General features: G+C 73.6%; 11 protein-coding genes. 6 read left to right on the top strand and 5 right to left on the bottom strand.

Annotated features, from left to right (window positions below; translation table 11 throughout):
* Nucleotides 1–47: 47 nt before the first annotated feature.
* The gene (locus ACZ2G1_RS04190; RefSeq protein ID WP_470377512.1) at nucleotides 48–1028 is read right to left on the bottom strand and encodes a patatin-like phospholipase family protein; all 981 of its coding nucleotides are present in this window, start codon (nucleotides 1026–1028) and stop codon (nucleotides 48–50) included.
* 497 nt (nucleotides 1029–1525) lie between these two features.
* Between ACZ2G1_RS04190 and ACZ2G1_RS04185 the strand changes: the two genes are divergently transcribed.
* On the top strand, nucleotides 1526–2482 hold the full coding sequence (locus ACZ2G1_RS04185; RefSeq protein WP_470377511.1) for a M12 family metallopeptidase: 957 nt from the start codon (nucleotides 1526–1528) through the stop codon (nucleotides 2480–2482).
* A 105-nt stretch (nucleotides 2483–2587) separates the two neighbouring features.
* Nucleotides 2588–4795 (top strand): catalase/peroxidase HPI, encoded by a 2208-nt coding sequence (gene katG / locus ACZ2G1_RS04180; protein WP_470377510.1) that lies wholly within the window; start codon nucleotides 2588–2590, stop codon nucleotides 4793–4795.
* Here katG and ACZ2G1_RS04175 read toward each other — a convergent pair.
* Nucleotides 4764–6266, bottom strand: coding sequence for an FAD-dependent monooxygenase (locus tag ACZ2G1_RS04175; RefSeq protein ID WP_470377509.1), 1503 nt, complete (start codon nucleotides 6264–6266; stop codon nucleotides 4764–4766). The two genes, katG and ACZ2G1_RS04175, sit on opposite strands and share 32 nt — an antisense overlap.
* Before the next feature lie 380 nt (nucleotides 6267–6646).
* Between ACZ2G1_RS04175 and ACZ2G1_RS04170 the strand changes: the two genes are divergently transcribed.
* Together ACZ2G1_RS04170 and ACZ2G1_RS04165 are read left to right on the top strand one after the other, a co-directional pair.
* Entirely contained in the window at nucleotides 6647–7261 is a 615-nt protein-coding gene (locus ACZ2G1_RS04170) for a class I SAM-dependent methyltransferase (protein WP_109222914.1), read from the top strand.
* 49 nt (nucleotides 7262–7310) lie between these two features.
* A complete protein-coding gene (locus tag ACZ2G1_RS04165; RefSeq protein WP_031283640.1) occupies nucleotides 7311–8774 on the top strand; it encodes a protein adenylyltransferase SelO in 1464 nt (487 codons plus the stop codon).
* A 15-nt stretch (nucleotides 8775–8789) separates the two neighbouring features.
* On the opposite strand, the gene ACZ2G1_RS04160 is transcribed toward ACZ2G1_RS04165, so the two are convergent.
* Nucleotides 8790–9542 (bottom strand): hypothetical protein, encoded by a 753-nt coding sequence (locus ACZ2G1_RS04160; RefSeq protein ID WP_031283641.1) that lies wholly within the window; start codon nucleotides 9540–9542, stop codon nucleotides 8790–8792.
* A gap of 166 nt (nucleotides 9543–9708) precedes the next feature.
* Here ACZ2G1_RS04160 and ACZ2G1_RS04155 point away from each other — a divergent pair, with 166 nt between their 5' ends.
* On the top strand, nucleotides 9709–9921 hold the full coding sequence (locus ACZ2G1_RS04155; protein WP_035929114.1) for a hypothetical protein: 213 nt from the start codon (nucleotides 9709–9711) through the stop codon (nucleotides 9919–9921).
* Between the two features lie 135 nt (nucleotides 9922–10056).
* On the opposite strand, the gene ACZ2G1_RS04150 is transcribed toward ACZ2G1_RS04155, so the two are convergent.
* A complete protein-coding gene (locus ACZ2G1_RS04150) occupies nucleotides 10057–11169 on the bottom strand; it encodes an excalibur calcium-binding domain-containing protein (protein WP_470377508.1) in 1113 nt (370 codons plus the stop codon).
* Nucleotides 11170–11359: 190 nt separating this feature from the next.
* Between ACZ2G1_RS04150 and ACZ2G1_RS04145 the strand changes: the two genes are divergently transcribed.
* A complete protein-coding gene (locus tag ACZ2G1_RS04145) occupies nucleotides 11360–11917 on the top strand; it encodes a hypothetical protein (protein ID WP_138976461.1) in 558 nt (185 codons plus the stop codon).
* Between the two features lie 73 nt (nucleotides 11918–11990).
* Here ACZ2G1_RS04145 and ACZ2G1_RS04140 read toward each other — a convergent pair whose 3' ends face one another.
* Nucleotides 11991–13229, bottom strand: a complete 1239-nt coding sequence (locus tag ACZ2G1_RS04140; protein WP_284563673.1) for an FG-GAP repeat domain-containing protein — start codon at nucleotides 13227–13229, stop codon at nucleotides 11991–11993.
* Nucleotides 13230–13454: the final 225 nt, after the last annotated feature.

Raw genomic sequence — 13454 nt, 5'->3', positions numbered from 1 at the left:
CGGGGCCGGCACTCCGGCTCGACCGGATCGGCAGGCCCGGGCACGCCTCAGCGATGGGCGGCGATGTAGGCGTCGAAATCCCACGGCGGTCGGGTGGGCGAGCCGTCGAGGAACTTCTCGGCGGCCGCCCGGCCGCTGCGGTAGAGGAAGTCCCGGTCCTCGTCGGTGAGGTTGAAGTCGGTGGCGCGGATGGTGCCGGTGTCGACGAAGATCGTGCGGGCCTGGGCGTCGGGGGACTCGATGTGCATCTGGTCGTAGAAGCCGGTCATGGTCTTGAGCATCGCCCGGCTCATGCTCACCGGCCCCTTGATCGGGTACCCCTTGCCCTGGACCGCGTCCGGATGGGCCGAGAGCTTGATGCCCAGCGTGGGCCACCGCGGAACGGTGCCCGGCGGGGCGTCGAAGGCGGCGATCGGGAAGTTGGAGAGCATGCCGCCGTCGACCAGCCAGGCCTTCTTCCCGTCGGCGGTGTCCCAGCGGACGGGCCGGTAGAAGAAAGGGATGGACATCGAGGCCCGGACCGCCTCGACCACGTGCTGGGCGCTCCGGTCACGGCCGAAGTCGTCGTAGTCCCAGGGCAGGTAGCGCAGCCGGCCCCTGCTGATGTCCGAGGCGGTGACCACCAGCCGGTAGGACCGCTCCGGGGCGGGGGGCCGTTCCTCGTCGGTGTAGGGCAGGTCGGCGAAGGTCCGCACCCCGTACTCGTCGAGCTGGGACTGCAGCCAGGACCGGAGGTGCTCGCCGAGGTAGATGCCGTTGCGGGCCAGGATCCCGGCGGCCTGGCCCGCGGTGTAGCGCGTGAGGCGGGAGCCGTCGCGGAAGTCCGGGTACTGGACGGAGCCGATGATGTCCACCAGCTTCGCCGCCGGGGCGCCGGCGGCGACCAGGGCCCCGACGATCGCTCCGGCGGAGGTCCCGGCGACCCGTTTGAAGCGGTAGCCGTGCTCCTCGAGGACCTCGATGGCCCCGACCAGGGCGATGCCCTTGACGCCCCCGCCCTCCAGCACCAGGTCGGCATACCGTTCCATGCTGTCCACGCCCCTTCGGCAGGTTCGATCCCCGAGGTCAGTACAGCAAATGCCGTGCGGGCACGGAACGGCTGCCCGATATCGGGCCCCGTGTGACGGGAAAGAATTCGCCCGACAACAATCAGCGGTCGCGGAAATTCCCTGGTATTCCCGTCAGCACACCGAAACACGCTCTGACCAGGGCACGAACCCGTGCACCGGAAATCTTCATCTCGGCGTCACATGGTCACAGCCGCAGCACGGGAACGTCCGTCTGCTTTGACGTGCGACCCACCCGTGATTATGTCGATGCACATCACTCCGCCGGTATTCTCCGTACGCCGCAAAAAAGCGTTGGAGAACGATTGCCGGGGGTCCTCCTGCCACCCCGAACGGGACGTGCGGGAGTCGCGATCACACGACAGGCGCTTGTCCAGAAGCCGAGAACGATGAATTCCTCAGTTCGTCCCTACTGTGCTGCCAAGCCACGCATCGTGCGTCCCCTCCCGGAGGGGCTGGTGGGCATCAGACAGCGCCTCGTCCGGGTGATGGCCCAGAAGTGGGTCAACGGTACCGTGCTCCGCTACGCGTTCCGAGGGGGCCCCGAGCCGCAGCGCCAGGCGGTGCGCAGCGCGTTCCGGGAGTGGAAGGACCTGGAGATCGGCCTCGGATTCCAGGAGGTGGACGAGCCGGGGGAGGCCGAGGTCCGGATCTCCTTCGACCAGGCCGACGGGTCGTGGTCCTATCTGGGCAGGGACGTCCTGACGATCGGCACCCAGGACGCGACCATGAACTTCGGCTGGGACCTGACCGACGAGTACGGGCGCACCACGGCGCTGCACGAGATCGGCCACACGATGGGCCTGCCCCACGAGCACCAGAACCCGTTCGCCGGGATCGTCTGGGACGAGGCGAAGGTCTACGCGTTCTTCGCCGGGGCACCGAACCACTGGTCCCCGGAGACCACGCACCACAACGTCCTGCGCAAACTGGGCCAGGACGAGGTGGAGGGCTCGACCTGGGACCCCGACTCGGTGATGCAGTACTCCTTCCCCGGAGGCCTCATCAAGGAGCCCGCCCGCTACCAGCCGGGCATCAGCCCTCCGGGCGGCCTGTCGGCCAAGGACCAGGACTGGGTGCGGAAGTTCTACCCGGTCCTGCCGCACGTGCTCCCGACGCTCGAGCCGTTCCGGTCCACGCCCCTGACCCTGGTCCCGGGGCAGCAGGCGGACTTCGAGATCACCCCCGCCCTGTCGCGGAAGCACCAGATCGCCACCTTTGGGACGGCGGACACCACCCTGGTGCTCTTCGAGGAGGTCGACGGAGAGCTGCGCTTCCTCGCCGGCGACGACGACAGCGGGGAGGACCGCAACTCCACCCTGTCGGCGAAGCTCTTCCGGGGGAGGCGGTACGTCGTCCGCGTCAGGCTCGCATGGGCAGGACAGTCCGGGGACACCGCCATCATGTGCTGGTAGCCGGGGCGGGACCGGCTCGGTTCCCTGAGCGGCGCCCCTCGGCCCAGCACCCCACCCGGCCACCGCCGGCCCCGGACCGGTACCGCCATCCTGGAAGGAAGACCCATGTCCCAGACGCCTGACGCTCCCGTGCACGGCAGCGAGAGCGAGAACCCGGCGATCGACGCGCCCACCCCCAAGACCGGTCAGCCGCGGACGGTCCAGGACTGGTGGCCCAACCAGCTGGACCTGAACGTCCTGCGGAAGCACTCGACCACGACCGACCCGCTGGGCCCCGGCTTCGACTACGCGAAGGAGTTCGCCACGCTCGACGTCGAGGAGCTCAAGCGCGACCTCGTCGAGCTCATGACCACCTCGCAGGCCTGGTGGCCCGCCGACTTCGGGCACTACGGAGGGCTGTTCATCCGGATGAGCTGGCACTCGGCCGGCACCTACCGGATCGCGGACGGCCGCGGGGGAGCCGGGGAGGGCGCCCAGCGGTTCGCCCCGCTCAACAGCTGGCCGGACAACGCCAACCTGGACAAGGCCCGGCGTCTGCTGTGGCCGGTCAAGCAGAAGCACGGCCGGAAGATCTCGTGGGCCGACCTGCTGGTGCTCGCCGGGAACGTGGCGCTCGAGTCGATGGGCTTCCGGACGTTCGGCTTCGGTTTCGGGCGCGAGGACGTGTGGGAGCCCGAGGAGATGTTCTGGGGCCCGGAGGACACCTGGCTCGGCGACGAGCGCTACGCCGGCGACCGCGAGCTCTCGGGCCCGCTGGCCGCGGTCCAGATGGGGCTGATCTACGTCAACCCCGAGGGCCCCGGCGGCAACCCCGACCCGCTCGCGTCCGCCCGGGACATCCGCGACACGTTCGGCCGCATGGCGATGAACGACGAGGAGACGGTCGCGCTCATCGCCGGCGGGCACTCCTTCGGGAAGACCCACGGGGCCGGGCCCGCTGATCACGTGGGCCCCGAGCCCGAGGCGTGCCCGGTCACGGGGCAGGGCCTGGGCTGGAGGAGCAGCTACGGGACGGGCAGGGGGCCGGACACGATCACCAGCGGTCTGGAGGTGACCTGGACCAGCACCCCGACCCAGTGGGGCAACGGCTTCTTCGGCAACCTGTTCGGCCACGAGTGGGAGCTGACCGAGAGCCCGGCGGGGGCCCACCAGTGGGTCGCCGAGGACGCGACCGAGACCGTCCCGGACGCCTTCGACCCGGGGCGGAAGCACCGGCCGACGATGCTGACGACCGACCTCGCGCTCCGGGCGGACCCGGTGTACGAGAAGATCTCGCGGCGGTTCCACGAGCACCCGGACGAGTTCGCCGAGGCGTTCGCCAAGGCCTGGTACAAGCTGCTGCACCGCGACATGGGCCCGGTCACGCGCTTCCTGGGGCCGTGGGTCCCGGAGCCGCAGCTGTGGCAGGACCCGGTCCCGGCGGTCGACCACGAGCTGGTCGGGGACGAGGACGTCGCCGCCCTGAAGGAGACCCTCCTCGGCTCGGGGCTGACCGTGGCGCAGCTGGCCTCCACCGCGTGGGCCTCCGCGGCGAGCTTCCGGGGCACCGACAACCGGGGCGGGGCCAACGGCGCCCGCATCCGGCTCGAGCCGCAGCGCGGCTGGGAGGTGAACGAGCCGGAGCGGCTGGCCGAGGTGCTGCGCGTCCTCGAGCAGGTCCGGGAGGACTTCAACGGCGCCCGGTCCGACGGCACGAGGATCTCGCTGGCCGACCTGATCGTGCTCGGCGGCTGCGCGGCCGTCGAGCGCGCGGCCCGGAACGCCGGTCACCCGGTCCGGGTCCCGTTCCGGCCCGGGCGCACGGACGCCGCGCAGGAGCAGACCGACGTCGAGTCCTTCGCCGTGCTCGAGCCGCAGGCCGACGGCTTCCGGAACTTCGTGCAGTCCGACGTGCGGCTCTCGCCCGAGACGCTGCTGCTCGACCGCGCGTACATGCTCAACCTCACCGCCCCCGAGATGACGGTCCTGGTCGGCGGCATGCGGAGCCTGGGGACGAACCACGGGCAGTCGGAGCACGGCGTCCTCACCGACCGGAAGGAGGCGCTGACCAACGACTTCTTCGTCAATCTCCTCACCGCCGGCACGCAGTGGAGGGCGTCCGAGGATGCGGAGGAGGTCTTCGAGATCCGTGATCTCGCCACGGACGAGCTCAGGTGGACTGCCACCGCCGCCGATCTGGTCTTCGGCTCGCACTCCCAGCTGCGGGCGATCTCGGAGGTCTATGCGAGCGACGACGCGCAGGAGAAGTTCGTGCGCGACTTCGTCGCCGCGTGGGTCAAGGTCATGGAGCTCGACCGGTTCGATCTGCGCTGACGGCACGGGGCTCCGCCGGCGGACCGCACCAGGTGGTGAGCGCGGCCTCGAGCCCTGACGTGTCGCCCTCGCCCACCCAGGCCACGTGCCCGTCCGGCCGGATCAGCACCGCGGTGGGCGGGGTGACCGGCCCGAGCACCGGGAGCTCCCAGCGGCCGTGGTGCGCGGCGGTGACCAGTCGCACGCGGTCCGCCCAGGGCCCGATGTCGACACCGCCGGGCGTGCCGAGCTCGAGCAGCACCGGCCGTGCCTCGTGCAGGAGGGCGAAGACCCGCGCCGGGCCGCCGGCCGTGCGGAGGTCGAGATCAGGCATGCGGCGCCCGAGCAGCGGGTGTCCCGCGCCGAGGTCGTAGTGGATGTCCAGGCCGGACATCGTCGCCGCGTACCGCCGGCGCGGCTCGTCCATGGCCAGGAGCTCGGCGACCGTCTCGCCCACGGCCCGGACGCGGTCGTCGGGGCGGCGCAGCGCGACCTGCGCCATGGTGAGGCGCAGCACGCGGGCGGCCACCGGGTGTCGTTCGGCGTGGTAGCTGTCCAGGAGGTCCTCCGGTGAGGTCCCTCCGACGACCTGGGCCAGCTTCCAGCCCAGGTTCACCGCGTCCTGCACCCCGGTGTTGAGGCCCTGCCCACCGTCCGGGGCGTGCACGTGCGCGGCGTCGCCGGCCAGCAGGACGCGCCCGCTCCGGTAGGACGCCGCCTGCCGGGTCGTGTCGGTGAACCGCGTGATCCAGGTGGGGCTGTGCACCCCGTAGTCCGTCCCGTACACCGCCACGAGCGCCGCGCGGAGATCGCGCAGGGTGGGCTCACGGCCGGGCCCCACGTGGCGCTCGGTCACCATGACCCCCGCCGGCCCTCCGTCCTGGGGCCGGCGGAAGGCGTGCTTGCCGACGGCGTCCTGGTGGATGCCCCACTCCGGCTCCTCGGCCAGCTCCACCTCGGCGAGCAGACTGCTCGTCGTCGGGTCCCACCCGGGGAACCCGATGCCCGCAGCCTTCCGGATCCGGCTCCGTCCTCCGTCGCACCCGACGACGTACTGCGCCCGCAGCGGCCGGCCGTCGGCCGGCTCGACGTCGACGCCCGTGCCGTCCTGGGCCACGCCCGTCACCTCGTGCCCGTAGCGGACCGGCACCCCCAGCTCGCCGATCCAGCCGGCCAGGAGCCGCTCGATGTGGTTCTGCCACAGCGCGAGACCGTAGGGGTGCCGGGTGGGGAAGTCGCTGATGTCCAGGGGGGTCCCGGCGAACCCGGCGACCTGGGCGGTCGTGCCCTCAGCGAGGAACCGGTCGGCGACGCCGCGCTGGTCGAGGACCTCGATGGTCCGCGCGTGCAGCCCGCCGGCGCGCGAGCCGACGAGCTCCTGACCGGTCCTCCGCTCGAGGACGACGACGTCGACCCCCGCCAGTGCCAGCTCTCCCGCCAGCATCAGACCCGTCGGCCCGCCGCCGACGACCACCACCTCGTGCTCGTCCATCTGCTGCCCCTCCGTCCGCAGGTGCCGCTCCCGGCCCGAGCATTCTGCGGCGCGACCGGGGTCTTGCCGCAAGCCCCCCGGCGCGCTGTAGCCTGAAAACGGAGGGAAGAGGGCGGGCCCGGTCACCGCCGGCCAGAGCAGTCCGCCGATCTGACCCGCCGTCTCCTGCAGCGCGGGCACTTGGCGCCGCCCTTCCTCACGGGGGCGAGCATGACCCGTGTCGGCTGGCTGGCCGGCGGCAAGATGGTGGTCCACCCCAACCGCGACGTCGACGACGACGGCAACCAGCCCGTCAACCGGGTCGCGGAGCTCGAGGCCCCGCAACGGGCCCGCCGCGACCGGACCGCGGGAGGCCGCCTGGCGGGCGGTACCCTGGCCGTGTGGTCGAGCAGAGCATGTGGATGCAGAAGGTGCGCGCGGATCCCGGGCACTCGTCGTGGTACGTCGAACGGTTCCGGACCATGGCGGCCGCCGGTGAGGACGTCGTGGGGGAGGCGCGGCTGGTCGAGGCCATGGTCCCGCCCGGCTCCCGGATCCTCGACGCCGGGTGCGGTCCCGGCCGGCTGGGCGGCCACCTGCACCGCCGCGGGCACACCGTCGTCGGGATCGACGTCGACCCCGCGCTGGTCTCCGCCGCCCGGGAGGACCACCCGGGTCCCCGGTGGCTCGTGGGGGACCTGGCCGAGCTGGACCTGCCCGCCCGGGGCGTCCCGGAGCCCTTCGACGCCGTGGTGTGCGCCGGCAACGTGATGGCCTTCCTGGCCCCCAGCACGCGCCTCGAGGTGCTGCGCCGTCTCCGACTCCACCTGGCCGCCGACGGCCGGGCGGCCGTGGGCTTCGGCGCCGGCCGCGGCTACCCGTTCGCGGAGTTCCTGCAGGACGCCGAGCGGGCCGGGCTCGTGCCCGATGTGCTGCTCTCCACCTGGGACCTGCGCCCGTTCCGGGAGGACAGCGACTTCCTCGTGGCCGTGCTGCGGACCGCCGAGCACTCCTGATCCCGCCGACCCCTCGGCGGCGACGGGTCCGCGGGGTAGCGTGGACATCGTGAGCACCGCAGCCCTGTCCACCGTCACCTTCGAGAGCCGCTTCGCCCAGGAGCTGGGGGAGCTGTCCGTGCCCTGGCGGGCCGACGACGTCGCCGAGCCCCGGCTGCTGGTGCTCAACGAGCCCCTCGCCGCCGACCTGGGGCTGGACCCGGAGTGGCTCAGCGGCCCGGAGGGCGCACGCCTGCTGGTCGGCAACCTCGTGCCGCCCGGGGCGACACCGGTGGCGCAGGCCTACTCCGGGCACCAGTTCGGCGCGTTCTCCCCGCGCCTCGGCGACGGGCGCGCCCTGCTGCTGGGCGAGATCGTGGACGCCGGCGGCCGCCGGCGGGACCTGCACCTCAAGGGCTCCGGGCGGACGCCGTTCGCGCGCGGCGGCGACGGTCTCGCGGCGATCGGGCCCATGCTGCGCGAGTACATCGTCAGCGAGGCGATGCACGCCCTGGGCGTCCCCACCACCCGATCCCTGGCCGTGGTGGCCACCGGGCGGCAGGTGCGCCGCGAGACCCTGATGCCGGGGGCCGTGCTCGCCCGGGTGGCGAGCAGCCACCTGCGCGTGGGCACCTTCCAGTACGCCCGCGCCACGGGCGACCCCGACCTCCTGCGCCGGCTCGCCGACCACGCCATCAGCCGCCACCACCCCGGCGCCGCCGGCGCCGAGCACCCGTACCTCGCGCTCTTCGAGGCGGTCGTCGCCGCCCAGGCCTCGCTCGTGGCCCGGTGGATGCTCCTGGGGTTCGTGCACGGGGTGATGAACACCGACAACACGACCATCTCGGGGGAGACCATCGACTACGGGCCGTGCGCGTTCCTGGACGCCTTCGACCCGGCCGCGGTGTACAGCTCGATCGACCACGGCGGGCGCTACTCCTACCGGAACCAGCCGGTCGCCGCGCAGTGGAACCTCGCCCGGCTCGCCGAGGCCATGCTGCCGCTGCTGGACGAGGACCAGGACCGGGCGGTGTCCCTGGCGGAGGGGGCGCTCGGGGCGTTCGCGCCGCAGTACAGCGCGGCCTGGTCCGCGGGGATCCGCTCGAAGCTCGGCCTGCCCGAGGACCTCGACGACGAGGTCGCCTCGTTCCTGGTCGACGACCTGCTCGTGCTGCTCCAGCAGAACCGCGTCGACTGGACCTCGTTCTTCCGCGCCCTCGCCGGGACCGCCCGCACCGGCGCGACCGCCGCGCGCGACCTGGTCCTCGATCTGCCGGCCTTCGACGCCTGGGCCGAGCGCTGGCTCGCCGTGGGGCCGGACCCCGAGGCGATGGACCGCGTGAATCCCGTGCACATCCCCCGCAACCACCTCGTGGAGGAGGCCCTCGCCGCCGCCGTGGACGGCGACCTCGACCCGCTGGGACGGCTCCTGGAGGCGGTGACCGCCCCCTACGAGGAGCGTCCGGGCCTGGAGCGCTACGCCGCCGGCCCCCCGGAGGACTTCGGCGCCTACACGACCTACTGCGGGACCTGAGGCGCCGGCCCGAGGTCAGCCGCCGATGTACTCCCCGGTCACGCTGTCCACGGTGCCGTTCTCGATGCCCGTGCACTGGGCGGCGCCGGCCTCCGTCACCGGGTCGTAGTTGATGCAGAAGGCGTCGTAGTAGGGCACCCCGCTCCGCCACGCGGCCAGTGCCTCCTCGTAGCTGAACTTCGCCGGGAAGGGCACGGCCCCGACGTCCGTGCTGACCTGCACCTGGCAGGTCCCGGGGCCGCCCGGGGCGAAGGCGAGGAGCTGCCCGACGGTGTCGACGACGTCGATCCGGTCCTGGCCGGTGCTCATCGCGGCCTGGTAGGCCCGGCAGATCTCGACGGCCACGGCGCGGTCGTTCGTGTCCGCGGTGAGCCGGTGCACGAGACCGCCGCCCGGGGCCGCCTGCTGCTCGATCCCGGAGACGGTCCCGGCGTAGGGCTGCCCTTCGGGCGTCGTGGAGAACGCGGACCACGCGTCGGCGGGGACGGGCTCCGCGGGCGCGGCCCCGGGCTGCGCCGGCGACTCCGCGGCCGGCTCCTCGTCCGCGTCGTCGGGCTGCGCCGCGGGCTCCGTGGACTCCGGGGGCTCCGTGGGCTCGGGGGTCGACTCGGGGGTCGGCTCCGGCGTCGTCTCCGGGGCCGTGCCCGTGGGGGAGGGCGAGGTCCGGGCGGCGGGGGTGTCCTCCTGGACCGGGGGGTCGCCGGCGCAGCCGGCCAGGGCGAGACCGGACGCGAGGAACAGACTGGTGACGACGGCCTTCGTGCTCATGGGGTGCCTCTGCTTCGCTGGGGGGCGGGGTTCCCACTGTAGGCGGGCCGGGCGGCGAACCGGGGTGGCCCGCCGGAGAGTTGCCCACCCAAGAGGGGTCAGACGGGGAGGGGCGGGCCGTGCCACGATGCGGAGGGCATGCCGCAGAACTGTGAAGGGGGCCGCTGTGCCGCACCAGATGACGCTGATGTTCCTCAACATCGCGCTGACCCTCGTCCTCGTCGTGTCGTGCTATCTGTACCTGGGCGGCGGGCGCTGGTGGTTCCCGTGCCTGTGGTTCGTCGGCATGGCTGCGGGGTCCCTGTGGGACGCGCTGCCGCACCGCCGCGCCGCGGAGTTCGCCCGCCGCGCCGGTGGTCGGACCGCCTGGCAGGGCTGAGCGCGGCCGCGCGTCCCCGGCGCCGGCCGGCGGCGGCCGCGCGTCCCCGGCGCCGGCCGGCGGCGGCCGCGGGGACGGTGGGGGCGGCGACGCAGCGGGTGGCGTCCGTCGTGCGGTCCCCGTCCCGCTGTCGTCCTACTCGCACGCGACGCCGTCGGAGTCGCCGTCCATGGCCTCGCGGTAACCGGGCTCCCCGCGCAGCAGCGGTGCGGCGCCGGCCTCCCGGGCGGCCGTGCAGTTGGCGTAGTGCACGTCCGCGGGCACGGGAGCCTGATCGGCCGGGGCCTTCTCGACGGGCGCCGGGGCGGCCCCGGCGCCCCCGGGGATGTCGCCGAACGGCGTGCCGCCGGGCAGCTGCTGGTCGGGGCAGCCGGAGAGCACCTCGGCCATGGCGGTCTTCTCCGGGGCGCTGACCCACAGGCCGTAGCGGGTCTTCACCGCGATCTGGACGGCCACCATCTCGCAGGCGAAGGCCCGGTTCGAGGGCAGCCACCGCGAGGCGTCCTGGTCGGACTTCGAGCCGTTGGCCGGGCCGTCGACCGCCAGCAGGTTCAGCGGGTCGTTGGCGAGGGCCACGCGGTCGGCCGGGGAGAGCCGGCGCGCCCCGGTGACCCAGGCGTTGCCGAGCGAGACCACGTGGTCCACCTGGACGTCGGCGGAGGTCGCGACCCCGCGGACGAAGTCGATGGACGCCCCCGTGTACGGGTCGGCGAGGGTGCCGGTGTCGACCCTGCACCCGTCGGCGGAGGTGATGCCGGTCAGGTCCCGGGCCAGGACCTCGTTGCGGGAGTCCTCGCAGTCGCCGTCGGCGTCGATCCACCCGCCGAACAGGGCGTCGCGGTCGTAGTCGGACATCGTCCCGGCGGCGGCGACCGGGAGGTCCTCCAGGGCGAGGAACGCCCCCGAGGGCGGGGCGACGGCCCGGACGGGGGTCTCCGACGGCTCCGGGGCGGAGCTCGGCGACGGGGTGACCGTGGTGACCGTCCCCGGTGTCCTCGAGGCCGTGGGCGAGGGCGTGCTGCCGGGCTCGGCGCTCGGGGAGGGGGCGGCGGGCACCGTCGTCACGGTCCCCGGGACGGGGCCGGGGGCCGGGTCGGTGGACGCGGTGCTTGACGCGCAGCCCGCCACCAGCCCGATCGCCAGGACGAGGTGCAGCGGCCCCGCCACGATCCACCGGCCCGCGGCGACACCGCGGCGGGACGCCGGGTCCGCTCCCGGGGCAGGCGAGGGGAAGAGGGTGTTGCGCATGGTGCTCCTGGGGGGACGAGAGGAAGTGCGCCTGGGGGAGGGCACGCGTCGGGGGATCGCGCGAGGCACCCTCCTGTTCTACGTCCGGTGCCCGTCCGGCACCGCACGGCGCGCCGCAGAGGACGGCGGCCCCCGCGTGTGTGACGCCGGAGGTCACCGCGCCGTCCGGGGACGCCCGCGCCATCCCCGGATGAGGGGTCAGACACGCGGGGTCGCCGGGTGCGAGGATGCGGTCACGGGGATCGTCGAACGGGGGGAGGGCCTCGTGCTGACCGTGCGCGACAGGCTGCTCCTGGGGCTCTGGCTCCTGCCGGTGGCCCTCGGTCTCGTCGTGGGGCTGTACGTCGGAGACGACGACGGCACCGTCATGCTGTTCGTCACCGGTCTCGTCGCGGCCCTCTACGTGGCGGTGCTGGTCAGCACCGTCCACACCGGGCGACGCCGACGGACCGAGCCCGCTGCCGAGCCCGCCCCGGAACCCCCGGAACCCCCGGAACCGTCGGATCTCCCGGAGCACGCGGAGCCGGCCGCCGGGCACGGCCCCGACCCGCCGGGGGCCCCCGGGGAGTCCGGCCGCGCGCTCGCCGCGTCGCGCGTCCTGCCGCTGGTGCTCGCCGTCTCCGCCGCCGTCTACGTCGTCGCGGAGGGCGGCTGGACCTTCGTGGTGGTCGCCGTGCAGCTCGTCACCGTGATCACCATGGCCGCCTACGTGCACGAGCGCGGTGCGGAGCCGAAGCCCGTCACGTAGCACGGCCCCGTCCCTGTCCGTGCGGACGGGGGCGGAGCCGTGGCCCGGCCGCGACGGATCGCGGCCGGCGGGCTCACGAGAGCTGCACGTACGTGGCCGAGTGCCCGAAGCCGACGACGTCGTCGCGGCCGTCGCCGTTGACGTCACCGAGCAGGCGCGGATACCGGTCCTCCGTCCACCCCTGGTCGTAGCCGAAGGCGGCGACCTTCAGGTACACCGGGGCGAAGGTGCCGTCCGCCCGGCCGTGGGCCACGTGGACCCCGGCGTTGCCGAAGCCCACCAGGTCCTGGATGCCGTCGACGTTGATGTCCGCGTGGGTCCGCAGGTGCCGGTCGCCCCGCCACCCCTGGGCCTGGCCGAAGTCGTTCACCCGCAGTGCCACGCCGGTGTAGTTCCCTCCGTTGAGCGAGTGCGCCACGGAGACCCCGGAGTAGCCGAAGCCGATGATGTCCGCCGCGGCGTTGCCGGCGGGGTTGACATTGACGTCGGCCAGCATCCGCGGGTGCTGGCCCACGCGCCAGCCCTGGGCGTAGCCGAAGTTGCGGATCTCCAGGGCGGGCTGGGTGAACGTGTCCCCGAGCGCCGAGAAGTAGGAGACGTACGTGCCGGCGTCCCCGAAGCCCACGATGTCGGCGGTGCTGTTGCCGTCGACGTCCGCGAGCATCCGGGGGTTCTTGTCGACCCGCCAGCCGCGGTCCCAGCCGTAGCTGTCGATGCGCTTGCCGGTCCCGGTGAACGTCCGGTTGGACAGTCCGTGGGAGACGGTGACGCCCGAGTGCCCGAAGCCCACGATGTCGGCGGTCAGGTTGCCGTTGAGGTCGGCGAGCTCGCGCGGGTGCCGGTCGACGCGCCAGCCCTGGTTCCAGCCGAAGTCGCGGACCTTGAGCTGCGGTGCGGTGAAGCTGCCGTCGCCCTGGGAGTAGGCCACGTAGACGCCGGCGTCGCCGAAGCCCACGATGTCGTCCCGGCGGTCGCCGTCGACGTCCGCGAGCGTGCGCGCGTGCCGTGCGCTGGACCAGCCCTGCGCGGTGCCGAAGTCGCGCACGCTCATGCGCGGCGTGCCGAAGGTGCCGTCGGCCCGGCCGAAGGCGACCTGGACGCCGGCGCCGCCGAAGCCGACGACGTCGGCGCGGCCGTCGCCGTTGACGTCCGCGAGCTCGCGCACGTGCTGGTCGGTGCGCCAGCCCTGGGCGTAGGAGAACATGGGCTGCGCGGTCGCGGCGTGGGCGGGTGCGCCCACGGCGAGCCCGGCGGTCGCCAGCACGGTGGCCGACGCGCCGGTGAGCACGCGCGAGAGGAGTGGGTGTTTCATGGCGGGTCCCCGAGGTCATGAGACGGATCGTCGGCACGGGCGCCGGTGGCGCGTGCCGGAGTCCTCGGCCGGCCCCCGGCCGACCGGGAGACGTCCCCGGGACGCGGTGCGCCCCCGGGGAACCGGTGGCACCGGGAACGACGTCCCGGCGCCGAGGCGCAACAGCTGAGGGTGTCAGTTTACTCCTGCAATCAGGTGGTCACCAGGGGCGTTCCCTTTCGTGAC

It is taken from the genome of Kocuria sp. KKT182, from assembly GCF_055635395.1.
The sequence above is the reverse complement of the archived record's forward strand: the minus strand, read 5'-3'. Positions and strand labels throughout refer to the sequence as shown.